Here is a 21,708-nt window from a genome sequence, read left to right as displayed (position 1 = left end):
CGTATCCGGCGAGCCTGACACCTGAAGACAACATCTTCCCGCCGCAGCGTCGGCGGGACATTTTTGAGACAGCAAGGATCATGAGTATGGCAGACGCGCTGAGAATCGGCATTGCGGGCTTGGGCACCGTGGGCGCCTCTCTTGTCCGCATCCTCACCGAACGCCGCGAATCGCTTGCGACGACCTGCGGTCGGCCGATCGAGGTCGTGGCCGTCACCGCCCGTGACCGCACCAAGGACCGCGGCATCACGCTTGCCGATGATCTCTGGTTTGCAGATGCGGGCAGCCTTGCCGCCGAAGCGGACATGGACGTCTTCGTCGAATTGATGGGCGGCGCAGGCGAACCGGCCTATTCCGCGGTCAAGGCAGCCCTTGCACGCGGCATCCACGTCGTCACCGCCAACAAGGCGCTGCTGGCAGCCCACGGCATCGAGCTTGCCGGCATCGCCGAGAAGAATGGCGCTCTTCTGAATTACGAGGCGGCGGTGGCGGGCGGCATTCCGGTCATCAAGGCGCTGCGCGAATCGATGACCGGCAATACGATCGCCCGCGTCTACGGCATCATGAACGGCACCTGCAACTACATCCTGACGAAGATGGAGAAGGAGGGCCTGAGCTTCGAGGCCTGCCTGAAGGAAGCCCAGCGGCTCGGCTATGCCGAGGCGGACCCGGCCTTCGACATCGAGGGCAACGACACGGCCCACAAGCTGTCGATCCTCACGAGCCTCGCCTTCGGCACCGCCATTGCGGCGGACGATATCTATCTCGAAGGCATCACCAATATCTCGATCGAGGACATCCAGGCGGCAGCCGATCTCGGCTATCGAATCAAGTTGCTCGGCGTTGCCCAGCGCACCAGCAGCGGCGGCATCGAGCAGCGCGTTCACCCGACCATGGTGCCGTTCGATTCCGTCATCGCGCAGGTCGACGGCGTCACCAATGCGGTGGCGATCGAGTCCGATATTCTCGGCGAACTTCTGATGGTCGGCCCCGGGGCAGGCGGCAATGCGACGGCGTCCGCGGTGCTCGGCGATATCGCCGACATCGCCAAGAGCCGCCCCGGCGCGCAGCATGTGCCGGCGTTCGGCCGACCGGTCGATGCGTTGATTCCCTACACGCGTGCGCAGATCCAGAGCCATGAAGGCGGCTATTTCATCCGGCTGAAGGTGATCGATCGCGCCGGCGTGTTTGCCAGCATCGCATCCTGCATGGCGGAAAACGGCATCTCGCTGGAATCGATCATGCAGCATTCCAAGCATACGCAGGAAACGGGCAAGCCCCAGACGATCATTCTCGTGACGCATGCGACGGCCGAGCACTCGGTGCGCGATGCCGTCGCCACGATCAAGGGCGAGGGCTACCTCGTTGGCGAACCGCAGGTCATCCGCATCGAGCGTCCGAAGGATTACTGATATCGGCGCCGTCTTGCCCGCAGTGTCGGAAGGCCGTCCATGGTTCCATGGGAACGGCGGCTCATGAGCGAGCTTCCGGATCCGGTTCCGCGCGCGTTTCTGGGTGTCGAGACGTCGATCACGGGCCAGCGCTGGGTGTCGCGGCTCGATCAGGCAGGCCAGAACCGCGCCTTGGCGATCAGCCAGGTCCACGGTCTTCCCGATCTCATCGCGCGTGTGTTGGCCGGACGGGGTGTCCAGCAGGAAGATGCGATCGCCTTCCTCGATCCGACCATCCGCAGCCTGATGCCGGACCCCGACACGCTGACCGACTGCCGCAAAGCGGCGATCCGGATCGCCGATGCGATCGCCCGTCGGGAACGCGTCGCCATCTTCGGTGACTATGACGTCGACGGCGCCGCATCGTCCGCCATCCTCTATCGTCTGCTCACCCATTTCGACGTGACGGCGGAGATTTATATTCCCGACCGGATTTTTGAAGGCTACGGCCCGAACGCGTCCGCCATCGACAAATTGATCGACAATGGCGCCGGCCTGATCGTCACCGTCGATTGCGGCTCCACGAGCCATGAGTCGCTGCGGCGGGCGCAGGAGCGCGGCGTGGACGTCGTCGTCATCGACCACCATCAGGTCTCCGGCGAACTGCCGCCGGCCGTCGCGCTGGTCAATCCCAACCGCGAGGACGATCTGTCGGGGCAGGGCCATCTCTGTGCGGCCGGCGTCGTCATGCTGGTGCTCGTCAATCTGCTGCGTGTCCTGCGCGAGCGCGGCGATCTGCGGGCCGGGAGCTTCGATCTTCTTTCCCATCTCGACATCGTCGCGCTCGCGACGGTCTGCGACGTCGTGCCCTTGAAGGGGTTGAACCGGGCCTATGTCGTCAAGGGATTGATTGCCGCCCGCCACATGAAGAACCCCGGGCTGGCGGCACTCTTCCGCAAGGCCGGCCTCAGCGGGCCCGTCACGCCCTATCACTTCGGATTTCTCGTCGGACCCCGCATCAATGCCGGTGGTCGCATCGGCGATGCCGCGCTCGGCAGCCGCCTCTTGACGCTGGATGATGCCAACGAGGCCGACGCCATCGCCGCCCGGCTGGATGAACTGAACCGCGAGCGCCAGGCGATCGAGCAGGTGATGCTGATGGAGGCGCAGGCCGAGGCCCTGGCCGAATATGGCAATGGCGACGGTGCCTCGGTCATCGTCACGGCGCGCGAGAACTGGCACCCCGGGATCGTGGGTCTTCTCGCAGCCCGCCTGAAGGAAAGTTTTCGTCGCCCCGCCTTTGCCATCTCCTTCGATCTCAACGGCCGGGGAACCGGCTCCGGTCGCTCCATCGCCGGCTTCGACATCGGCAAGGTCATTCGCGCGGCTGTCGAGGAGGGACTTCTGGTCAAGGGTGGTGGCCATGCCATGGCGGCGGGCCTGACGGTCGAGCGCGCCAATCTCGGGCGCCTGCGGCATTTTCTCGAGGAACGCGCAGCCCGCACCGTGCACGATCTCGTGGCGGCCGAAACCGTCAAGATCGACGGCGCACTGGCGGCCTCCGGCGCCACGGTCGACCTGATCGATCGGCTGGAGCAGGCGGGCCCCTATGGCTCCGGTCATCCGCAGCCGATCTTCGCCATTCCCGCGCATCGGGTGCGCGACGTCCGGCAGATCGGAACGGACCATGTGAAGGTGACCGTCGAGGGGCAGGACGGCGCGCGGCTGGACGCGATCGCCTTCCGCGCCTTTCAGACGCCTCTCGGCGACTTTCTTCTCGCCGCACGCGGCATGACCGTCCACCTTGCGGGCAGCCTCTCTGCCGATATCTGGCAGGGCACGCGCCGGGTACAGCTCAGAATCATCGACGCCGCCCGCGCTTTATAGAGCGCTGGTGTTAGCAGACGATGACGGGTGGAGAGAGGTCTCAACATCCCGGAAAACGGCGGATGCGACCGCGAACGACCGGATGTTAACGAAATACAAGTGGGGGGAGGAGCCAGGTGGTACGCCCTAGGGGAGTCGAACCCCTCTTCCCAGAATGAAAATCTGGTGTCCTAACCGATAGACGAAGGGCGCATTCGCTGGTGGCCGGCTTATAGGCTGAGGATTAGCCGGAGGCAAGGGGAAAAACGCATGAGGACCTGGAAAAATTGCGGCTTTCACAAGCCCGTTTTTGGAGCCGCATCAATGCGATGCGCCGAAACGCTAAAGCCATATATCATACAATGTCGGGGAGATTTTGACCGCAAAGTGGTACGCCCTAGGGGAGTCGAACCCCTCTTCCCAGAATGAAAATCTGGTGTCCTAACCGATAGACGAAGGGCGCAGTCGCTTTGCGGTGGCCGTCTTATAGTCAGCGGTTTTCAGGACCGCAAGCAGCAAATGTCATTTTGTCGCAAAAATTTGAAACCTGTGGAGGGTGTGGATGCGAAGGAAGGAAAATAACGTCAAATCATAGAGTTATGCATCTCTTGGCCCGCACGCCCAGTTCCAGTCGCGCTGCGGTCCGATGTCGATATGAACCGACTGCGTGTGGCAATAGGTGCCGACACCGCCGCGCCCTTCCGTGCCGCGCAGGAAGGTGGCGACGTCCCACTTGCTGACGCCTGCCACCTGTATGTCGGCGGCTTCGCAGGTCAGGTGCCGCGACTGCGGTCGTCCACCGACCTTGATATTGTGGCTGAGGCTGCGCCGCCCCGACGTGACGAGCACTTTCTTGCCGAAATGCCGTTCCACCGACTTCAGGATGTTGAGCAATTTCGGCTGGAAGCAGCCGGTCTCCACGGTCTCCGTCTGGAGAAGAAGCCCGCTCGGTGCCAGGCGTGCGAGCCCGGACAGCGAGGCCATCTGGACCTTGGGGCTGGCATCGTCATGATTCTCGGCCGTGTCATCGACGGTCGCGAACATGGAGCGCGCCCGAATGCCGGGCAGGGCGGTGTAGCTGAGGGCTGCTGCCTGCTGCGGAGCCATCCCTGCCATCGCGGAGAGAGCCGGTTTGTTAGCCGGCTTGCCTTTTTCGCCGGGCGCGACGGCAGCAGCGGCTGCCCGCGCCGGTCCGAAGAGCCCGATCAGCGATGCGGTTGTTTCCGGGTTGCCTGCGGGCTGCGGCGCCGCTGAAGGCTTCAGGCTTGCCAGGGCCACTTCGGCCGGCCTCTCGCCCGCAGCCGTAGGCGCAACCGCGCCTTGAGCCGGGTAGCCCGCATCCGAGGACTGGAGCGGCAGCGTCTGCTCTGCCAGAGGCAACGGCGTGCTTTGACTTTGAGGAGCGGCACGGAAAAGGCTCGCCGGCGAAGATCCCCCGCCCGATATCGGCGAAGTGCCTGCCGCTGCGCCGCCTGCACCTCCGACCGAGAAAATGCTGCTCGACGTCGCCTGCAAGCCTGTGCCCTGCATGACGATGGCGCCCGGCTCCGCGCCGGCGGCCTGCGCCTGAGATTCGGGTTGCCGTGCAGCGGATGCGCCTGCGACTTGAGTGGGGGGCACGGATTCGGACGCCGGTCCCGAGGCGACGACGGGAACGTCCGTTTCGCCGATTTCGGGTGGCGTCACGCCCTCAACGAGCTGATCTGCGACAGGCTTGCCCGTGACGCAGCCTGCCAGAAGGCCGGCGGCGAGAACAGCGGACGCCACGCTGACGAAAAGAGGTTTGGACGAGGGGCCGTATCGCAACGCTGCATCTCCCGATCGACGGCAAGGGGCAGGATCGCGCCATCATGGCCGATTCCCGGCGACGCTTGTCCGGACCGATCTTTGTGGGAGATCTATGCGCCAGCCTCGTTGCGTGGAGCTTGCGCCATAACCCTGCAGCCGCCGCTGACGACGGCCGCAGGGTCTCGCTTCTCGATGATGTCTGGGCGCGCCGTCACCAGGCGCCGGTGTTCTCCATCGACGACCAGGGCTCTTGCGGTGCGAGCGCTGCGCCCTTCTGCAGGATTTCGATGGAAATCCCGTCCGGCGAGCGCACGAAAGCCATGTTGCCGTCGCGGGGCGGGCGGTTGATCGTGACGCCGGAATCCATCAGCTTCTGGCAGAGGGCGTAGATATCGTCGACCTCGTAGGCAAGATGTCCGAAATTGCGTCCGCCCGTGTAGTCCTCGGTATCCCAGTTGTAGGTCAGTTCCAGACAGGGCGAAAGGCGGGCCTGCGCATGGTCGATGTCACCCGGCGCGGCCAGGAAGACGAGCGTGAAACGCCCTTTTTCATTTTCCGTCCGGCGCACCTCTTGCAGTCCGAACAGTGTGCCGTAAAAATGCAGTGCCTGATCAAGGTCCTTAACCCGAACCATGGTGTGCAGATAACGCATGATAGCCCTCTCTCCTGTTGTTCAGCCTCCTATCTAGCGCTGCGACAGCCAGACACAAGGCTGGAGCCATAGCTTACCGATAGCGGCAAATTTCGTCCCGGGGACTTGCCCAAAGGCAGCGGGACGATGTTAATCTGATGCTCAAGAATCAGTTAACCGCAGCAATCGTGATGCGTATTCGAGGGGCTGGCAGATTATGGTGGACAGGATTTCGGCGAAAGATGTCGCACCAGAAGAGGATTTTGGCGGGGACGCGCTCGATCTGGTCGAGATCACCGGTGTCATCAAGTGGTTCGACGTCGCCAAGGGCTTCGGCTTCATCATTCCCGACAATGGCATGCAGGATGTTCTGCTGCACGTGACCTGCCTGCGCCGCGACGGCTACCAGACGGTCCTCGAAGGCGCCCGCATCGTCGCGCTGATCCAGAAGCGCGATCGCGGCTACCAGGCGTTCCGCATCCTCTCGATGGACCAGTCCACGGCCATTCACCCATCGCAGCTGCCGCCGGTGAAGACGCATGTCCAGGTGACGCCGACCAGTGGGCTCGAGCGCGTGCTCGTCAAATGGTTCAACCGCACCAAGGGCTTCGGCTTCCTGACGCGCGGCGACGGCACGGAAGACATTTTCATCCACATGGAAACCCTGCGCCGCTTCGGCCTCACCGAGCTCCGCCCCGGCCAGACCGTCCTCGTGCGCTTCGGCGATGGCGACAAGGGTCTGATGGCCGCGGAAATCCACCCCGACGTACCCGCACCCACAGGCCGCGCACATTGATGGTCGAGCAATGCTGAGCCTGCGTCAGGCTGCGCGCAGCGTCCTCTTTGCCGCCGCCATCCTGGGTGCCGCCCTTCCAGCGGGGGCGGCAGACGTCGCCTTCGAAAAGGCGCCGCTCACCATCAGGACGCTCGATGGCAAGACACACGCCTTTACAGTGGAGCTGGCCGTTAAAAGCGATCAGCGTGCACAGGGCCTGATGTATCGACGCGAGATGGCCGCCGATCACGGCATGCTGTTCGATTTCGCTCAGACGCGTCCCGTGATGATGTGGATGAAGAACACGTTCCTGCCGCTCGACATGCTCTTCCTGTCGAAAAGCGGCAAGGTCGAAACGGTCCACCAGAACGCCGTCCCCCAATCCGAAACCATCATCGATTCTCGCGTCCCCGTCGCCTACGTCGTCGAACTCAACGCCGGCACGGCGAGAAAACTGGCGATCACGCCCGGAGCGCAGGTAAACCTGCCGGCAACGCTGCCCGCCGCCAAGCCCGACTGACAAGTCCGACAGCCAAGCCCGACTGAGGGCCGGCCCACGCACCCCTGATGTGATGAAATTTTAACGTGCTCGCCGCTCAGCGGCGCGATGCGTGCAAACGCAGGTGGAAAGTCTGGCGACCCCTGCAGGGCTCGAACCTGCGACAACCTGCTTAGAAGGCAGGTGCTCTATCCAGCTGAGCTAAGGGGCCGGTGGCGCTGCTTGTGCGGCGCGGGTGGTTTAGGTACGTCCCGTGTCAGTGCGTCCAGGGCTGCATGCGGCTGTAGCGGAAGTTGTCGCTGTAGGAGACGTTCTTCCGGGTTGGGTCCTTCGGTGCGATGACACGATACTCGATGCCGTTGCGTTCGGCATAGGCGACGGCCGCTTCTGCGCTTTCGAAGGTCAGCTTGACCTGCTGGCGCGTATCGACCGAACTCGTATAACCCATCATCGGATCGATCGTGCGCGGCGTTTCCTGATCGAATTCGAGCACCCAAAGATTGGTCTTGGCCTTGCCGGACTGCATCGCGGTCTTGGCGGGACGGTAAATCTTGGCGGACATTCCTCAGACTCCAAGCATGACAAAGGGCCGGCTCTGCCGGCTTTTCAGTGGCATAACGCACAAATGCCGAAAACGGAATGACCTTGATGCAAGCGCGCCGCATTTTTCCGTCCTTGGCAGCATTGCACAATAAACAATGGCCATGCGGCTTTCTCCCTTGCGACACCGCTATGGAGCGTGTATTGCCCCACCTATTGGCACGGAGTGTAGCGCAGCCTGGTAGCGCATCTGGTTTGGGACCAGAGGGTCGGGAGTTCGAATCTCTCCACTCCGACCATCGAACCCTCAGAAATCATTTCGATTTCAGGTTTCATGCCGCAAGACGCATCTTTCCCTGTGGGTGCATTGCGAGCCGGTCGTCTTCGACGCCTCTCTACCAATCCATCGCCCCGATCAGCCCCATCTTGGCCAAAGCCCGGCGCAGCGCCGGCTCGGAAATCGGCTTGGACAGGAAGACTGCGCCTTCCGGCAGGGTTCCGTCCGCGGGATTGTACCGGCCGGAGATGATCAGCAGAGGGCAGGTGGGGCTGCGAAGCGCTGCCCGGTGGGCGAGTGCGATGCCGTTCATGGAGCCGGGCATGTCGATATCGGTCATCAGCGCAGAGATCGCCTGAAGCGTGTCCATCACCTTCAGCGCCTGATCCGCATTTGCGGCCTCGACCGTGGAAAGGCCCATGTCGGCGAGGATATCGGCCAGATCCATCCGGATCAGGCCATCATCCTCGACGATGAGGACGGGCGCGCGGCGCGTTTGCTCGGCCATCAATGCTCTTTCTGGAAGCTCTCGAGGTCTGCCGTCACGACGCAACGCAAGCCTTCCGGCAAAAAGGACATCTCGACATGGCCGTCGTTGGTGCCGTTCAAGCCCGCCGAGATCAGTCGCGATCCCGAGCCTCGCACGCGCGGTTCCGCGACCACAGGCCCGCCTCGTTCCGCCCAGATCATCTCGAACCCGTCGGCACCCGGCAGAACGACCCGCCAGTGCAATTCGACGCTTCCGCCCGGCACGGAGAGGGCTCCGTGCTTGACCGCGTTCGTGGCCAGCTCGTGCAGGATGAGCGAGAGGGACAGGGACGGGCGGGAGCCGATCTTGAGGTTCGGGCCGGACGTGACGAAGCGCGGCGCGACCGGATCGTCGTGGAGATCCGTCATCTGCTGGACGAGCTGACGGACGGTCGACGTGCCGCGGCCGCCTTCGAGAATTGTATCGTGGGCAGCACTCAGCACGGCGAGGCGTTCCGAAAGCCGCTGGCGCGCCGATGCGATGTCGGGCGCGTTGCGCAGGGTCTGGGAAGCGATCGCCTGGACCATGGCGAGCTGGTTTTTCAGCCTGTGCCCCAGCTCGTGAGACAGAAGCTCGCGGCTTGCCTCTTCGGCCCGAATCTCGGTCACGTCGCGGGCCTGGACGAGGATGCCGGAAATCGTGCCATCTTCGTGCCGCATCGCCTGGTAGACGAGGTCGATGAGCCGGCGCTGCATCTCGCCATCGGGGCCCCGGTTGAGCTGGATCGGCAGGCCACGCGCGATGAAACTCTCACCCGTCCGGTAGACGCCGTCGAGAATGTCGATGAAGCCTTGGCGAACGACCTCGCTCACGGCCTCCGCCACCGTCTTGCCGATGATGTCGCGGCCGACGCCGATCATCGCGTCATATTCCTCGTTGGCGTAGTCGAAGACGTGGTCCGGGCCCACCAGCATGGCGATGCCGCCGGGGCTGAGCTCGAACACCTGCCGGAAGCGCTCGCGTTGCGTTCGCTCCGCGCGACGAACCATGACCTGCGAGGTGATTTCGGTACAGGCGCAGAACATGCCGAGCACCGTGCCCCACGGGTCGCGCACGGGCGTGTAGGAAAAGGCGAAATGCGTTTCTTCCGGATAGCCGTTTCGGTGCATGGTGAATTCGATGTCGTCCATCGATGTTCCCCGGCCCTGATAGGCATCGGTGATGATCGGCTCCACGGCATCCCAGATATCGTGCCACAGCGCGTGAAACGACCCGCCGAAGGCGGCGGGGTGGCGGTGCCCGCACATGGCGGCATAGCCGTCATTGTAGAGAGTCGTCTGCTTCGGTCCCCAGACGATGAGCATCGGTTGCAGCGACCCGAGCATGACGTTGGTGAGTGTCTTCAGCTCGACGCTCCAGTCTTCGCGCTGCCCCAGCGGTGTCGACGACCAGTCCATCTCGGCGAAAAGTTTCCCGCAGTCGGGATTGGCAGGAAACATAACGGGACCTCGTGTCGGCAAATGCCGGTCGCAGACGGCGCGGGCTGGCAACCGTCGATGTAGGGCCAGATGGCTTGAGCTTCCAGTCTTATGTTTCGTTCCGTCAAGGGAGACCGCGCCGGCCGAATCACGCCATAAGCCTATCTGAATGAACCACTATCGCTTCCAACCTCCGCGTGTGGTGCTTTGTAGGGTACCCTGAGCGCCCGAACGTTGAGCCTGGAAGCGTCCATCGGAAAGGTCCTCGATTTGCCTGAGCTCCTGCTTCCCCGCCGGCCGCTGCAACTGGCGCCCGACCTCATTTCCACGCCGCGGCCCTATTACTGGTCGACGCCGATCATTCTGGCGCTGGCGATCTTCCTGCTCGTCTGGGAAGGGCCGGGGGTCGTGCGGGATTTCACCATCAGCCAGAACCCCGTCCTCATCGAGGATGGTGACGTCCAGAACGGTCGCTGCACCACGCGCAAAGGCTTCTTCACCGACTGCGAAGCCCGTCTGGTCTACAGCTATGGCGGCCGGGACTACGCGACGGATGTGGAGATCATGTTCGTCGATTTTCATGTCGGCGATTACGAGACTGGCCTCGTCATTTCCGGCGACCGTCCGGAACTCGCGACCATGAGCCTCGGTCTCGACAAGCTCTGGAACAGGATCATAACACTCTCGCTGCTCACCCTTGCTCTGGGCGGCCTCGGTGTCGGCATGATCTTCCTGGGTCTCCGGATCTGGCGTGTGCGCCGCCAGCTCCGGCATCCCGCAATGCTGGTGCCGGTGCCCGTCGAAGTCACGGCGTTCGATCGCAAACGCGATGTCCTCTCCGTCGCCTACAACGACACCATTGCCGACGACCGGACCAAGCGCTCCGGCTACACGAAGATGCGGAACGGCGAAGAGCCGTTGATCGTCGGCGAAAAGGGTGGCAAGGCCGTCGCGCTCGCCGTCCGGCATGGGAAGACGGCGCTGCCGGTCCTGCTCGATGACCGCCTGATGCGGATCGAGCTCACCGATGCGGAGCGTGCGCAGGCGCTGTTGCCATTCCGGCAGGCGGACGAGGCGCCGGAGCATCGCCCCATGCTGGTCGATGCCCCGCGCAAGACGGTGTCGATCTGGCGCCGGCTGCAGATTGCCCTCGGCGTGCCGCTTCTGATCGTCGTCGGCTTGATCGGCTTCTGGTTCTGGTATGTGCTGGCCTCCGACACGCAGTTCCAGTCGCCGGGCATGGACATCAACAATATGATGCCGGGGCCGGTGAACCGATGGGGTTGCGACCAGCTGAAGAAGCGGTTCGGCGACCAGCGTGCTCCGTTCGGCTGCACGGCCAGCGATTACATGAGCTGGAAGTAACGCGGGACGAGCGCCGCCCTCAATCCCTCACGCACCGTCTTTCTGGCCGCGTTGCGCGGCAAGGACATCGCGCAGCAGGTCGAAGACCTGCGGCTCCTGCATCTGCGAGACGTTGAAGCGCATGAAGCCGGTCGCCGTCTGGGAGAGACTGAAGGCGTTGCCCGGGGCGAGCACAAGCCCCTGGCGGAGCGCCGTCCGGGCCACCTCGGTCGCATCGATCTCATCGGGCAGCCTGCACCAGAGGAACATGCCGGCCTGCGGATCGAGCCAGGGCGTGACGCCAAGGTTTAGAAGCCGGGTAGAGACGGTCTGCATCGTCTTCGACAGCCTTTGCCGCAGCGCTTCCAGATGCTTGCGATAGGTGCCGTCGCTGAGGACGCCATAGACGAGTTCGGCGGTCAGCCGGCCGCCGCCGAAGGTCGTGGCGATCTTCAGATCGGTCAGGCTGTCGATCCATTCCGCCCTTGCGGCGATGAAGCCGCAGCGGCCGGAGGCGGAGAGGGTTTTCGAGAAGCTGCCGATGTGGATCACCCGGTCGAGCCCGTCGAAGGCCGCCAGTCGCGGGGCAGGGCTGTGTTCGAGATCGGCGAAGATATCGTCCTCGATGATGATGACGTCGTTGGCTTCGGCGATCTTCAGAACCCGATGCGCCGAGACCGGCGAAAGCACGGCGCCGGTCGGATTGTGGATCGCGGAATTGGTGATGTAGAGCCGCGGCCGGTGATCGGCGACCGCTTTTGCAAACGCATCGGTATCCGGGCCAGACGGGGTATAGGGGACACCGACGATGCGGGCGCGGTGTGCGCGCAACAAAGCGTGGAAATTGAAATAGCAGGGATCGTCCACTAGCGCGGTATCGCCAGGCTCCAGCAGCAGGCGGCAGAGGATGTCGATCGCCTGCGTTCCTGATTCCATCAGCAGAATCTGGTCGGGAGTGGCCTCGATACCGCGCTCGGCCATGCGCCGGCCGATGAGCTGGCGAAGGGGCGTGAGGCCGAGGGGCGAGCCATATTCGGCGAGTATCGGGTTCCGGGCACGCGACAGGGTCCTCAGTGTCCGCCTTATGCTCTCTTCCGGCAGCCAGTCCGGTGGCAGCCAGCCGCATCCGGGCTTTGCGTCGCCGGCATCCGCCTCCAGCGACTGGCGGGAGACCCAGAAGGGATCGACCGCACGGTCGCGCTTCGGCCCGGCATCGGCGACCGAGAACGGAATGGCGGCCCCGCCCGCTTGATGCGTCACATAGAAACCGGACCCCGGGCGCGGGAGAATCGTGCCCTCGCCGACCAGCCGGTCATAGGCTTCCACCACCGTGGATGTGGAGACCTTGAGCGTCGCAGCGAGCTTTCGGATCGACGGCAGCTTTGCGCCCGGCAGCAGCGCGCGACCCGCGATCCGCTGCCGGATCGTCTCCATCACCATTGTCGTTGCGTTCGGTGCGCGCGCCACAATCTCGATCCGTATCGGTTAATAACCATAACAGTTTGGGAGAACTGTCGGTAACCGTTTCTGGCACTCCGGCATCTGCGGGTCAATAACGGCCACATGTCGAAGGAGTGCATAATGGATCGGTCAACGGCCGGGTGGGTGAACGGAATGATCGGGGTGGTGATCTTCAGCGGATCGCTCCCCGCAACGCGCATCGCGGTGATGCAGTTCGACCCGGTGTTCCTCACGGTTGCGCGGGCGACGATCGCTGGACTGCTGGCGCTTGCCCTTTTGTTGCTGCTGCGCCAGAAATGGCCCACCCCGCGTGAGACGGTCTCCCTGTCGATCGTCGCACTCGGTGTCGTCGTCGGCTTTCCGCTGCTGACGGCGTTCGCGCTTCAGCACGTCACCTCGGCCCATTCGATCGTCTTCATCGGGCTCCTGCCGCTGGCGACGGCCATCTTCGGCGTCGTCCGCGGCGGCGAGCGGCCGAAGCCGGCTTTCTGGATCTTCTCTCTGCTCGGAAGCGCGCTTGTGGCCAGTTACGCTCTCGCGCAGGGCCTCCGCGCATCACCCTTGGGCGACCTGCTGATGCTGCTGGCGATCGTCGTCTGCGGTCTCGGTTATGCCGAAGGCGGGAAGCTGTCGCGAACCCTCGGCGGATGGCAGGTGATTTCCTGGGCCCTGGTGCTCTCGCTGCCGCCGATGCTCGGCATCGCCCTTTTCACCATGCCAGCCAGCTTTGCCGGCATCGAGCCGCCCGCACTTTTCGGCCTGGCCTATGTCTCGCTCTTCAGCATGCTCATCGGCTTCATCTTCTGGTATCGCGGCCTCTCGCAAGGCGGCATCGCAGCCGTCGGACAGCTGCAATTGCTCCAGCCCTTCTTCGCGCTGGCGCTCGCGGCAACGGTCCTGCACGAGCCGGTCACGACGGGCATGCTCGGCATCACCGTCTGCGTCATCCTCTGCGTCGTCGGCGCCCGCCGCTTCGGGCGCTGACGACGACGACGCGGGGCCACATTGGTCGGGCCTATGCGGCCCGGTGCCGTGCGATCGGTACGGACGTCGCATCGGATCGGCCGGGATTGAGCTGGAAGCGATTGACGATGGCCGACAGCGCGGTGGCGTCGGAGGCGAGGCTGCTGCTGATAGCCGTGGTTTCCTCCACCATTGCCGCGTTCTTCTGCGTCATCTGGTCGATCGCATTGACGGCCGTGCTGATCTCCAGAAGCCCGACGGATTGCTCCTTCGACGCCGTCGTGATCGCCTCCACCTTGGCGTCGATATCGATCACGTACTGCGCGATTTCCGCGAGCGTGCGGCCGGCCTGATCCACGAGACGGACGCCATCCGAGACGTCGCCCGAAGATGTGCGTATCAGCGCGTTGATATCCTTGGCCGCGGCAGCGGAGCGCTGGGCGAGTTCGCGAACCTCCTGCGCCACGACGGCAAAGCCCCGCCCGGCCTCTCCTGCACGGGCCGCCTCGACCCCGGCATTGAGCGCAAGCAGGTTCGTCTGGAAGGCGATCTCGTCGATCACGTGAATGATCTGGCCGATCTGCTGCGACGATGTATCGATCCGCCGCATGGCCTCGACCGCGTCGCGCACCACCTGGCCGGACGATGTCGCACTGCGGTTGGCCGCACCGACGAGGCTGCGCGTTTCCGCGGCACGGTCGGCTGAGGATTTGACGGTGGCGGTCACCTCTTCGAGGGCGGCCGATGTCTGCTCGAGGGCCGCGGCCTGCTGCTCGGTGCGCTTGGAGAGTTCGTCTGCGGCCTGGTACATCTCGCTCGCATTGCCCGAGAGGTCGGACGTCTTGCCGAGAACCTGCTCCAGGGTCAGCTGGAAGGTCGCCAGCGACTGGTTGAAATCGAGCCGTAGCGGCTCGAACCGTTCGGCAAAGGGATGCTCGAGCGGCTTGCGGATATTGCATTCCGCGAGGCGCCCGAGCCCGGCGCCGAGCGTTTCCACGACCATGCGCAGTTCGTCGGCTTCGCGCTCGCGGTTGCGCTGCTGCTCGACACGCTGGGCGTCGGACAAGGAGCGGTCGCGTTCCGCCATCTCGCGCATCTGCTGGCGTTCCCGCGCACCGGCCTGAAACACGGTGAGGGCGCGGGACATCGCGCCGATCTCATCCGTACGCGTGGCGAACGGAACCTCCGCTGCATAATTGCCCGCCGACAGGACGTTCATCGCCTTGCCGATCTCGACAAGCGGCTTGATCGCCCGACGGCGGACGAACCAGAGCCCTGCCAGAAACAGGAGGACGGACGCACCGCTGCTGAACGCACCGATCATCGTATATTCCGTGCCGGTAAAGTCCGCATCCGCGACCGACGCGTCAAGCGTTGCGCTTGCCAGAGACGCGAAATCCCGAACCTTCGCATCGTGCCGATAGAAAGCGTCCATGACGGGCTGCAGGTCGGCGGCTTCGCCCTTGGCCTTTGCCTCCTCGAAGGCCGTCGCAACGGCCCAGAAGGCCTCGCCGCTCGCGAGGACCTGGTCGGCCAGCCCCGCAGAAAGCGCCGGGTTGAGATCGGCTGAAGCCCAGAAGGCCTTGCGCCCGTCGAAGTCGCGCCGGAGCGTCCGCATCTTCTCGAGATTGGCATTCGCACGGTCCGGATGCGCCATCGTCTCGTTCGCCAGCATATAGGCCTCCAGCGTATAGAGCGGCGGCGGCAGGATATCGGCGATGACATCCTTTCCGTTGGCGATCTCGGCATAGACCGGGCCACCGACTTTCAGCGTCTGCAAGGCCATGGTTTGGAGACCGATGGATGCGACAAGGCCGCCGGTGACGACCACACCGAAAACGGCGAGCAGGCGCGAAATCGTCAAACTTGGCATGAGACCCTCCAGGTCGCGCATGCGCGTACGTGATCCGACGCTTACCATGCTCATCAGCATCCATGCGCTGCGTCGGCTAAGAACTCGTAAATTTGACGCCGATTCCATCCCAATTTTAGGGTAGGGCGTTTCCTGCAAAGCAGAGATGGTGGGATCGGGACAAGGTGGGATAGTCCCGGTTGCAACGGCGTCGCTGATCAGGCTTCCGCCATAAGAGCAGCGTGCCACGCCGCATAGGGCGTATTCCTGGCAAGGCGACGATTGTGGTCGGGAGCCCCATCCGTCCACCAGGCTGGCCCGCGTTCCCCAAGCGCGATCTTGGCCGCATCGACTTGCGCCCGCGCGAGCGCCATACGATCAGGATTTCCCCGCGCGTCGCGAACGGCGCGCCGGGCCGACATCAGTTCGGAAACCAAACGCACACGCTCGTCTTCCGGCAGACCCGGATCACTCGTCCGCCACAGACGCCCCCGAACGACAAAGTACCGACCGTCCGGCGTACGAGGATAGGTCTCGGTCATGATCCGCTCCATTTTAACTGCAACGTCCTTGGTGAATGACCGGTTCCCAAGCGACAGAACGAAGCGGACACAACGAAAAGCCCGCCGATGATATCGACGGGCCTGTTGTTTGTAGGGTTTGGCGGGAATGCCTGTTCAGGTCATTCCCCTTCCGATCAGCTGCAACCGCTGGTGGCGCCGCAGGTGTCGCACTTTTCGCAGGTGCCGTTCCGGACCATCGTGAAGTTCTGGCACTCCGAGCACATGTTGCCCGTGTAGCCCTGGGCGATCGAGCGCATGCGGCGTTCGGCTTCCAGCTTCTTGGCGTCGGATTTCGCGGCAGCGGCTTCGGCTGCCGCCTTGTCGGAGAAGAGGGCCGTGACGTCGCGGGGCGGTTCCGCGATTTCGGTGGTGACCTCTTCGATGACTTCGACGGCCCGTTCCTCGTAGTCGCGCTTGAAAGCGACGACTTCGGAGATCGAGATCGACGTTGCCGGTTCCAGCTTGCGGGCGGCGGAGCCTGCAAACGGGGTGACGATGCCGCTCTGTGAAGTGCTGCGGGCAGGGGCCGACGTCGCCGATCCCTTCGGCTCGCCGGACGCGCGATCGATGCCGGAGCCGGTCGTCGTGCCGGAGACGAGGGTCGGCTTGTGGCCGCGGGTCCAGCCTGTCGAAAGCAGGTTGGTCTTGCCTTCCTGAATGCCCTTGCCGAGTGCCGTATTGCCGAAGTCCGACGTATCGACATGGGCCAGGTCGTGGCGGCCGAGATAGGAGACGGCGAGTTCACGGAACACATAGTCGAGGATCGACGTGGCGTTCTTGATCGCGTCGTTGCCCTGCACCATGCCGGCGGGTTCGAACTTCGTGAAGGTAAAGGCCTCGACATATTCCTCGAGCGGCACGCCGTACTGCAGGCCGAGCGAGATGGCGATGGCGAAATTGTTCATCATCGCGCGGAAGGCGGCGCCTTCCTTGTGCATGTCGATGAAGATCTCGCCGATCCGGCCGTCACCGAACTCGCCGGTGCGCAGATAGACCTTGTGTCCGCCGACGATCGCCTTCTGGGTATAGCCCTGGCGGCGGTTCGGCAGCTTTTCGCGCTCGCGGGTGATCCGCTCGATCACACGCTCGATGATCTTCTCCGTGACCGAAACCGCTTGTGCGGCTGCCGGCTGCTGGATCAGCGTCTCCAGAGCATCCTCGTCCTCTTCGTCCTCGATCAGCGAGGCGTTCAGCGGCTGCGAGAGCTTGGAGCCGTCGCGGTAGAGGGCGTTTGCCTTCAGCGCGAGCTTCCAGGAGAGCATATAGGCGTTCTTGCAGTCCTCAACGGTCGCCTCGTTCGGCATGTTGATCGTCTTGGAGATTGCGCCGGAGATGAACGGCTGAGCGGCTGCCATCATGCGGATATGGCTATCGACCGAGAGATAGCGCTTGCCGATCTTGCCGCAGGGATTGGCGCAATCGAACACCGGCAGGTGTTCGACCTTCAGGAAGGGGGCGCCTTCCAGCGTCATCGCACCGCAGACATGCACGTTGGCCGCTTCGATTTCCTTGCGGGAGAATCCGATATGCTCCAGCAGGTTGAAGCTCATGTCGGCGAGCTGCTCGTCGCTGACTTTCAGCGTGTCCTTCAGGAAGTCGACGCCGAGCGTCCACTGGTTGAAGACGAACTTGATGTCGAAGGCAGCCTTGGTGGCGCCGTTGATGGCCTCGATCTTGTCGTCGGTGAAGCCCTTGGCCCGCAGCGAGCCCGGGTTGACGGCGGGCGCCTGGTTGATGTTGCCGTGACCGACGGCATAGGCCTCGATCTCGGCGATCTGGCTTTCCGAATAGCCGAGCGTGCGCAGGGCTTCGGGAACGGCGCGGTTGATGATCTTGAAGTAGCCGCCGCCGGCGAGCTTCTTGAACTTCACGAGCGCGAAATCGGGCTCGATGCCGGTGGTGTCGCAATCCATGACGAGACCGATCGTGCCTGTCGGCGCGATGACGGACACCTGGGCATTGCGATAGCCATGCTGTTCGCCGAGCGACAGGGCCTTTTCCCAGGCGGCGACGGCATGCGTGACCAGCGTCTGGTCCGGGCATTCGGCATGGACCAGCGGCACGGGGGCAACCGACAGGCCTTCATAGCCGTTCGCTTCGCCGCGGGCAGCGCGGGCATGGTTGCGAATGACGCGCAGCATGTTGTCGCGGTTCGGCTTGAAGCCGGGGAAGGGGCCAAGCTTGGCGGCGATTTCGGCCGAGGTCGCATAGGAAACGCCCGTCATGACGGCTGTCAGGGCACCGGCGATCGCACGGCCTTCCTTGCTGTCATAGGGAATGCCGGATGACATCAGCAGGCCGCCGATATTGGCATAGCCGAGCCCGAGCGTGCGGTATTCGTAGGAGCGCTCGGCGATTTCCTTCGACGGGAACTGCGCCATCATCACCGAGATTTCGAGCACGATCGTCCAGAGCCGGACGGCATGTTCGTAATCGGCGATGTCGATGTTCTTGGTGGTCTGGTCCTTGAACTGCAGAAGGTTCAGCGACGCCAGGTTGCAGGCGGTGTCGTCGAGGAACATGTATTCCGAGCACGGGTTGGACGCGCGGATGGAGCCGGCGGCCGGGCAGGTGTGCCAGTCGTTCATGGTCGTGTTGAAGTGCAGGCCCGGATCGGCCGATGCCCAGGCGGCGTAGGAGATGCTTTCCCACAGATCGCGCGCCTTCAGCGTCTTCATGACGCGGCCGTCCTTGCGGGCGGTCAGGTTCCAGTCGCCGTCGGCCTCGACGGCACGCAGGAAGTCGTCGCGCAGCGAGACGGAGTTGTTGGAATTCTGGCCGGAGACCGTGAGATAGGCTTCCGAATCCCAATCCGTGTCATAGGTCTTGAAGTCGATATCCTTGTAGCCCTGGCGGGCGAACTGGATGACGCGCTGAATGTAGTTTTCCGAAACCTGGTCCTTCTTGGCAGCCTTGATCTCGCGCTTCAGGGCCGGGTTCTCGTTCGGGTCGTAGCAGGCGCCATCCGGACCGTCGCAGTTCACGCAGGCCTTCATGATGGCCTTGAGGTGCTGGGCGACGATCTTCGAGCCGGTGACGAGGGCGGCGACTTTCTGCTCTTCCTTCACCTTCCAGTTGATGTAGTCCTCGATATCGGGATGGTCGATATCGACGACCACCATCTTGGCGGCGCGGCGCGTCGTGCCGCCCGACTTGATCGCGCCGGCGGCGCGGTCGCCGATCTTCAGGAAGCTCATCAGGCCGGAGGACTTGCCGCCGCCCGAGAGTTTTTCGCCTTCGCCGCGCAGGTAGGAGAAGTTCGAGCCCGTGCCGGAACCATACTTGAAGAGGCGCGCTTCGCGCACCCAGAGGTCCATGATCCCGCCTTCGTTGACGAGATCGTCACCGACCGACTGGATGAAGCAGGCATGCGGCTGCGGGTGTTCGTAGGACGACTTCGACTTGACCAGCTTGCCGGTGAAGGGATCGACATAGAAATGGCCCTGACCGGGACCGTCGATGCCATAGGCCCAATGCAGGCCGGTGTTGAACCATTGCGGCGAGTTCGGCGCCACGCGCTGCGTCGCCAGCATGTAGGCGAGCTCGTCGCGGAAGGCGAGGGCATCGTCTTCGGAAGCGAAGTAGTTGCCCTTCCAGCCCCAATAGGTCCAGGTGCCGGCAAGGCGATCGAAGACCTGGCGCGCATCGGTTTCGGAACCGTAATGCTCGTCCTTCGGAACGTCCTTCAACGCGGCCTCGTCGGCAACGGAGCGCCACAGCCATGACGGGACGGCGTTTTCCTCGACCTTTTTCAGGCGCGCGGGCACGCCGGCCTTGCGGAAATATTTTTGGGCCAGAATGTCGGCTGCCACCTGGCTGAACTGGGCAGGCACATCGATATCGGCAAGCCGGAAGACGATAGAGCCATCCGGGTTCTTGATTTCGCTCACCGCCTTGCGGAACGCGATGTCTGCGTAGGCCGATTGGCCGGCCTTGGTAAAGCGACGTTCGATCTGCATCTGTCCCAATCCTTATTCTGTCCGAGGCATGCGCTTCTCAGGCACGCAAATATCCCTCCGGGAAGCGACATCGCCAGCCGGTGATCCGTTTCTGCGGACACCCGTCATGGTGTCCTTTATATAGTGTTCTTTTATCGTCTACCTACAAGATGTAGGGATTTTGATCAATTTGATCATTGATGCTGCGAGCGTGATATTTTTTCGATGCGTCATTTTCAACACGCGTTCCCGCCGCAAGGCAGGATCTCCAGCAGATTTGGAATGATAGCGCAGGACGGGGCAAGCCGCCGCCGGGGCCGTCGTCTGGCGTCATGCCAGCTTCGAAAATGATTAACCGCGAGTCCGATGCCGTCGTCAAGGACTTGCGTCTCATCCTCCACTGGCGACTATATCTTGTGGAAACCCGAAGAAAATTCGGGACGTAAAGAAATCAGTCACTTGCAGTTCGCACTTATCGAAACGGCTGTTCGTTCCGTTAAAACTTGTGGACAAAAACTTGGGGAGATCCGGGATCGCATGCAATCTTCTGTCATGTCGGATGTGTCGGACATGACGGTGCAGTCTGCCCGCGGGCAGAGTCGGACGGGTAACGCCCTGTTGCCACCCGTCCCGGTCGCAAAGCCTATCCGCGCGATCCCTTGGCGATCGGCTCCTGATAGGAGAAACCCATGTCCCAGGGAAAGTAGATCCACGTATCCTGGCTGACTTCGGTCACGAAGGTATCGACCTGCGGACGCCCTTTCGGCTTTGCATAGACCGCTGCAAAATGCGCTTTCGGCAGCATGGCCCGCACGATGGCAGCGGTCTTGCCGGTGTCGGTCAGGTCGTCGACGATGAGGACGCGCTCGCCGCCGTCCGCGCGGATCTCCTCAGAAATGGACTTGATCACCTGCATCTGCCCCTGCGAGTCATAATCGTGATAGGACGCAACGCAGACCGTCTCGATCATGCGGATGTTCAATTCCCGCGAGATGATCGCAGCGGGAACAAGACCGCCGCGGGTGATGCAGACGATCGCTTTCCACTCCATGCCCTGATCCGCCAGACGCCAGGCAAGCGCACGCGCATCGCGGTGAAACTGATCCCAGGAGACGGGAAAGGCTTTTTCGGGAAGGGACATGGCGGGCTCCAAGCATATCTTTGCAGATGTCGTGTCTGACGGAGGAGCGGTTTTGCGACAAAGCCCGACCATTTTCAAGCCGGGCAAGACAAGGGGTGCGTGTCGTGTCTGGTGCGGACGACGGGGGTCGAACCCGTACGAGTCTCCTCGAGAGATTTTAAGTCTCTTGCGTCTACCAGTTTCGCCACGTCCGCAGTGGCTACAGTCTTTCCGATACCAAGAGGATTTCGTCAAGCCGCAACGGCGACCGGTTAACCCTTCCCGTAAAGCTTAACAACAGCTTCACGTTGCAAAGCCGTGCCTTACGCGAGATAGAGACTGTGCCGATCCGCACATCGGCGGTTTCATCACCTAAACCTTAAGCCTCTCTCCTTAACGGGAGAGAGGCACCATAAATTTTCGACGTTCAGCCCTTATCTTCGACAACGGCTTCCGGGCGATCGCCGCCGCTGGCATGTTCTTCGTGCCACTGGCCGGAGGCGTCCTGGAAGCTGATTTCTTCATCCGATCCGCCAACCTGCTGCTCGGCCGCTGCGGCCTTGGCCGCGTGCAAGGCGTGCTCAGGGGTCGGAAAACTCTCCGAGAAGACGTCGCCGACCTTATAGGCCCACCCGCCATCGTGCTCGACGATCTCGTAAACGACCTTGACCATGCTTGTCTCCCTCTCTGTCCGTTGTGGCGGTCTCCGCCTGCGGGGTAACGGACGACAGGCGGCGTTCGTTCCGGAGGCGG

The 21,708-nt window shown here is 63.1% G+C and carries 17 protein-coding genes and 5 tRNA genes; 7 read left to right on the top strand and 15 right to left on the bottom strand.

Annotation, left to right across the window (positions count from 1 at the left end):
* Positions 1 to 86 precede the first annotated feature (86 nt).
* Both ASG39_RS18495 and recJ read left to right on the top strand, forming a co-directional pair.
* Positions 87 to 1,412: a homoserine dehydrogenase gene (locus ASG39_RS18495; RefSeq protein ID WP_062596453.1), complete on the top strand. Its 1,326-nt coding sequence runs from the start codon at positions 87 to 89 to the stop codon at positions 1,410 to 1,412.
* Between the two features lie 63 nt (positions 1,413 to 1,475).
* On the top strand, positions 1,476 to 3,278 hold the full coding sequence (gene recJ / locus ASG39_RS18490; protein WP_062596714.1) for a single-stranded-DNA-specific exonuclease RecJ: 1,803 nt from the start codon (positions 1,476 to 1,478) through the stop codon (positions 3,276 to 3,278).
* A gap of 117 nt (positions 3,279 to 3,395) precedes the next feature.
* Here recJ and ASG39_RS18485 read toward each other — a convergent pair.
* The 4 genes from ASG39_RS18485 to ASG39_RS18470 all read right to left on the bottom strand — a co-directional run bounded on the left by ASG39_RS18485 (position 3,396) and on the right by ASG39_RS18470 (position 5,697).
* Positions 3,396 to 3,470: transfer RNA gene (locus ASG39_RS18485), tRNA-Glu, on the bottom strand.
* 175 nt (positions 3,471 to 3,645) lie between these two features.
* Positions 3,646 to 3,720, bottom strand: a tRNA-Glu gene (locus ASG39_RS18480).
* A 134-nt stretch (positions 3,721 to 3,854) separates the two neighbouring features.
* A complete protein-coding gene (locus ASG39_RS24125) occupies positions 3,855 to 4,637 on the bottom strand; it encodes a D-Ala-D-Ala carboxypeptidase family metallohydrolase (RefSeq protein ID WP_162242454.1) in 783 nt (260 codons plus the stop codon).
* Between the two features lie 619 nt (positions 4,638 to 5,256).
* Positions 5,257 to 5,697: a VOC family protein gene (locus ASG39_RS18470; protein ID WP_062596451.1), complete on the bottom strand. Its 441-nt coding sequence runs from the start codon at positions 5,695 to 5,697 to the stop codon at positions 5,257 to 5,259.
* Positions 5,698 to 5,893: 196 nt separating this feature from the next.
* On the opposite strand from ASG39_RS18470, the gene ASG39_RS18465 reads away from it, so the two are divergent.
* Both ASG39_RS18465 and ASG39_RS18460 read left to right on the top strand, forming a co-directional pair.
* Positions 5,894 to 6,472 (top strand): cold-shock protein, encoded by a 579-nt coding sequence (locus tag ASG39_RS18465; RefSeq protein ID WP_062596450.1) that lies wholly within the window; start codon positions 5,894 to 5,896, stop codon positions 6,470 to 6,472.
* 10 nt (positions 6,473 to 6,482) lie between these two features.
* The gene (locus ASG39_RS18460; protein ID WP_156468198.1) at positions 6,483 to 6,971 is read left to right on the top strand and encodes a DUF192 domain-containing protein; all 489 of its coding nucleotides are present in this window, start codon (positions 6,483 to 6,485) and stop codon (positions 6,969 to 6,971) included.
* Between the two features lie 113 nt (positions 6,972 to 7,084).
* On the opposite strand, the gene ASG39_RS18455 is transcribed toward ASG39_RS18460, so the two are convergent.
* Together ASG39_RS18455 and ASG39_RS18450 are read right to left on the bottom strand one after the other, a co-directional pair.
* Positions 7,085 to 7,161: transfer RNA gene (locus ASG39_RS18455), tRNA-Arg, on the bottom strand.
* 45 nt (positions 7,162 to 7,206) lie between these two features.
* Complete coding sequence (locus ASG39_RS18450) at positions 7,207 to 7,512, bottom strand: ETC complex I subunit (protein WP_062596449.1); 306 nt, start codon at positions 7,510 to 7,512, stop codon at positions 7,207 to 7,209.
* Between the two features lie 200 nt (positions 7,513 to 7,712).
* Here ASG39_RS18450 and ASG39_RS18445 point away from each other — a divergent pair.
* Positions 7,713 to 7,789: transfer RNA gene (locus tag ASG39_RS18445), tRNA-Pro, on the top strand.
* A 96-nt stretch (positions 7,790 to 7,885) separates the two neighbouring features.
* Here ASG39_RS18445 and ASG39_RS18440 read toward each other — a convergent pair.
* Positions 7,886 to 8,275 carry a response regulator gene (locus tag ASG39_RS18440; RefSeq protein ID WP_062596448.1) on the bottom strand — a complete coding sequence of 130 codons (390 nt, stop codon included), beginning with the start codon at positions 8,273 to 8,275 and terminating at the stop codon, positions 7,886 to 7,888.
* A complete protein-coding gene (locus tag ASG39_RS18435) occupies positions 8,275 to 9,735 on the bottom strand; it encodes an HWE histidine kinase domain-containing protein (RefSeq protein ID WP_062596447.1) in 1,461 nt (486 codons plus the stop codon). The genes ASG39_RS18440 and ASG39_RS18435 overlap by 1 nt, the downstream gene beginning before the upstream one ends.
* 249 nt (positions 9,736 to 9,984) lie before the next feature.
* On the opposite strand from ASG39_RS18435, the gene ASG39_RS18430 reads away from it, so the two are divergent.
* The gene (locus ASG39_RS18430) at positions 9,985 to 11,079 is read left to right on the top strand and encodes a hypothetical protein (RefSeq protein ID WP_062596712.1); all 1,095 of its coding nucleotides are present in this window, start codon (positions 9,985 to 9,987) and stop codon (positions 11,077 to 11,079) included.
* 27 nt (positions 11,080 to 11,106) lie between these two features.
* On the opposite strand, the gene ASG39_RS18425 is transcribed toward ASG39_RS18430, so the two are convergent.
* On the bottom strand, positions 11,107 to 12,498 hold the full coding sequence (locus ASG39_RS18425; protein ID WP_062596446.1) for a PLP-dependent aminotransferase family protein: 1,392 nt from the start codon (positions 12,496 to 12,498) through the stop codon (positions 11,107 to 11,109).
* A 141-nt stretch (positions 12,499 to 12,639) separates the two neighbouring features.
* Between ASG39_RS18425 and ASG39_RS18420 the strand changes: the two genes are divergently transcribed.
* A complete protein-coding gene (locus tag ASG39_RS18420; protein ID WP_062596445.1) occupies positions 12,640 to 13,503 on the top strand; it encodes a DMT family transporter in 864 nt (287 codons plus the stop codon).
* 31 nt (positions 13,504 to 13,534) lie between these two features.
* Here the strand turns inward: ASG39_RS18420 and ASG39_RS18415 are convergent, their stop codons facing one another.
* From ASG39_RS18415 to ASG39_RS18390, 6 genes are all read right to left on the bottom strand, one after another.
* Positions 13,535 to 15,355: a methyl-accepting chemotaxis protein gene (locus ASG39_RS18415; RefSeq protein ID WP_062596711.1), complete on the bottom strand. Its 1,821-nt coding sequence runs from the start codon at positions 15,353 to 15,355 to the stop codon at positions 13,535 to 13,537.
* Between the two features lie 197 nt (positions 15,356 to 15,552).
* Positions 15,553 to 15,876, bottom strand: a complete 324-nt coding sequence (locus tag ASG39_RS18410; protein WP_062596710.1) for a hypothetical protein — start codon at positions 15,874 to 15,876, stop codon at positions 15,553 to 15,555.
* Positions 15,877 to 16,031: 155 nt separating this feature from the next.
* On the bottom strand, positions 16,032 to 19,856 hold the full coding sequence (locus ASG39_RS18405; RefSeq protein WP_062596444.1) for a vitamin B12-dependent ribonucleotide reductase: 3,825 nt from the start codon (positions 19,854 to 19,856) through the stop codon (positions 16,032 to 16,034).
* A 622-nt stretch (positions 19,857 to 20,478) separates the two neighbouring features.
* The gene (gpt, locus tag ASG39_RS18400; RefSeq protein WP_062596443.1) at positions 20,479 to 20,976 is read right to left on the bottom strand and encodes a xanthine phosphoribosyltransferase; all 498 of its coding nucleotides are present in this window, start codon (positions 20,974 to 20,976) and stop codon (positions 20,479 to 20,481) included.
* A gap of 109 nt (positions 20,977 to 21,085) precedes the next feature.
* Positions 21,086 to 21,170 (bottom strand) — tRNA-Leu (locus tag ASG39_RS18395).
* Between the two features lie 212 nt (positions 21,171 to 21,382).
* Positions 21,383 to 21,628, bottom strand: coding sequence for a DUF2188 domain-containing protein (locus ASG39_RS18390; protein ID WP_062596442.1), 246 nt, complete (start codon positions 21,626 to 21,628; stop codon positions 21,383 to 21,385).
* Between the last annotated feature and the right edge of the window lie 80 nt (positions 21,629 to 21,708).

The sequence above is a fragment of the Rhizobium sp. Leaf371 genome, assembly GCF_001424045.1.
Taxonomy (GTDB): domain Bacteria; phylum Pseudomonadota; class Alphaproteobacteria; order Rhizobiales; family Rhizobiaceae; genus Ferranicluibacter.
This window is presented reverse-complemented; position numbering and strand designations above follow the sequence as displayed.

What these genes read in the sequence shown, in the direction of transcription:
- ASG39_RS18450 (WP_062596449.1), bottom strand. Translation starts at nt 7,512, where the DNA reads ATGTCCGCCAAGATTTACCGTCCCGCCAAGACCGCGATGCAGTCCGGC.
- ASG39_RS18440 (WP_062596448.1), bottom strand. Translation starts at nt 8,275, where the DNA reads ATGGCCGAGCAAACGCGCCGCGCGCCCGTCCTCATCGTCGAGGATGAT.
- ASG39_RS18405 (WP_062596444.1), bottom strand. Translation starts at nt 19,856, where the DNA reads ATGCAGATCGAACGTCGCTTTACCAAGGCCGGCCAATCGGCCTACGCA.
- ASG39_RS18425 (WP_062596446.1), bottom strand. Translation starts at nt 12,498, where the DNA reads ATGGTGATGGAGACGATCCGGCAGCGGATCGCGGGTCGCGCGCTGCTG.
- ASG39_RS18415 (WP_062596711.1), bottom strand. Translation starts at nt 15,355, where the DNA reads ATGCCAAGTTTGACGATTTCGCGCCTGCTCGCCGTTTTCGGTGTGGTC.
- ASG39_RS18465 (WP_062596450.1), top strand. Translation starts at nt 5,894, where the DNA reads ATGGTGGACAGGATTTCGGCGAAAGATGTCGCACCAGAAGAGGATTTT.
- ASG39_RS18495 (WP_062596453.1), top strand. Translation starts at nt 87, where the DNA reads ATGGCAGACGCGCTGAGAATCGGCATTGCGGGCTTGGGCACCGTGGGC.
- gpt (WP_062596443.1), bottom strand. Translation starts at nt 20,976, where the DNA reads ATGTCCCTTCCCGAAAAAGCCTTTCCCGTCTCCTGGGATCAGTTTCAC.
- ASG39_RS18460 (WP_156468198.1), top strand. Translation starts at nt 6,483, where the DNA reads ATGCTGAGCCTGCGTCAGGCTGCGCGCAGCGTCCTCTTTGCCGCCGCC.
- ASG39_RS18470 (WP_062596451.1), bottom strand. Translation starts at nt 5,697, where the DNA reads ATGCGTTATCTGCACACCATGGTTCGGGTTAAGGACCTTGATCAGGCA.
- ASG39_RS18390 (WP_062596442.1), bottom strand. Translation starts at nt 21,628, where the DNA reads ATGGTCAAGGTCGTTTACGAGATCGTCGAGCACGATGGCGGGTGGGCC.
- ASG39_RS18420 (WP_062596445.1), top strand. Translation starts at nt 12,640, where the DNA reads ATGGATCGGTCAACGGCCGGGTGGGTGAACGGAATGATCGGGGTGGTG.
- recJ (WP_062596714.1), top strand. Translation starts at nt 1,476, where the DNA reads ATGAGCGAGCTTCCGGATCCGGTTCCGCGCGCGTTTCTGGGTGTCGAG.
- ASG39_RS18410 (WP_062596710.1), bottom strand. Translation starts at nt 15,876, where the DNA reads ATGACCGAGACCTATCCTCGTACGCCGGACGGTCGGTACTTTGTCGTT.
- ASG39_RS18435 (WP_062596447.1), bottom strand. Translation starts at nt 9,735, where the DNA reads ATGTTTCCTGCCAATCCCGACTGCGGGAAACTTTTCGCCGAGATGGAC.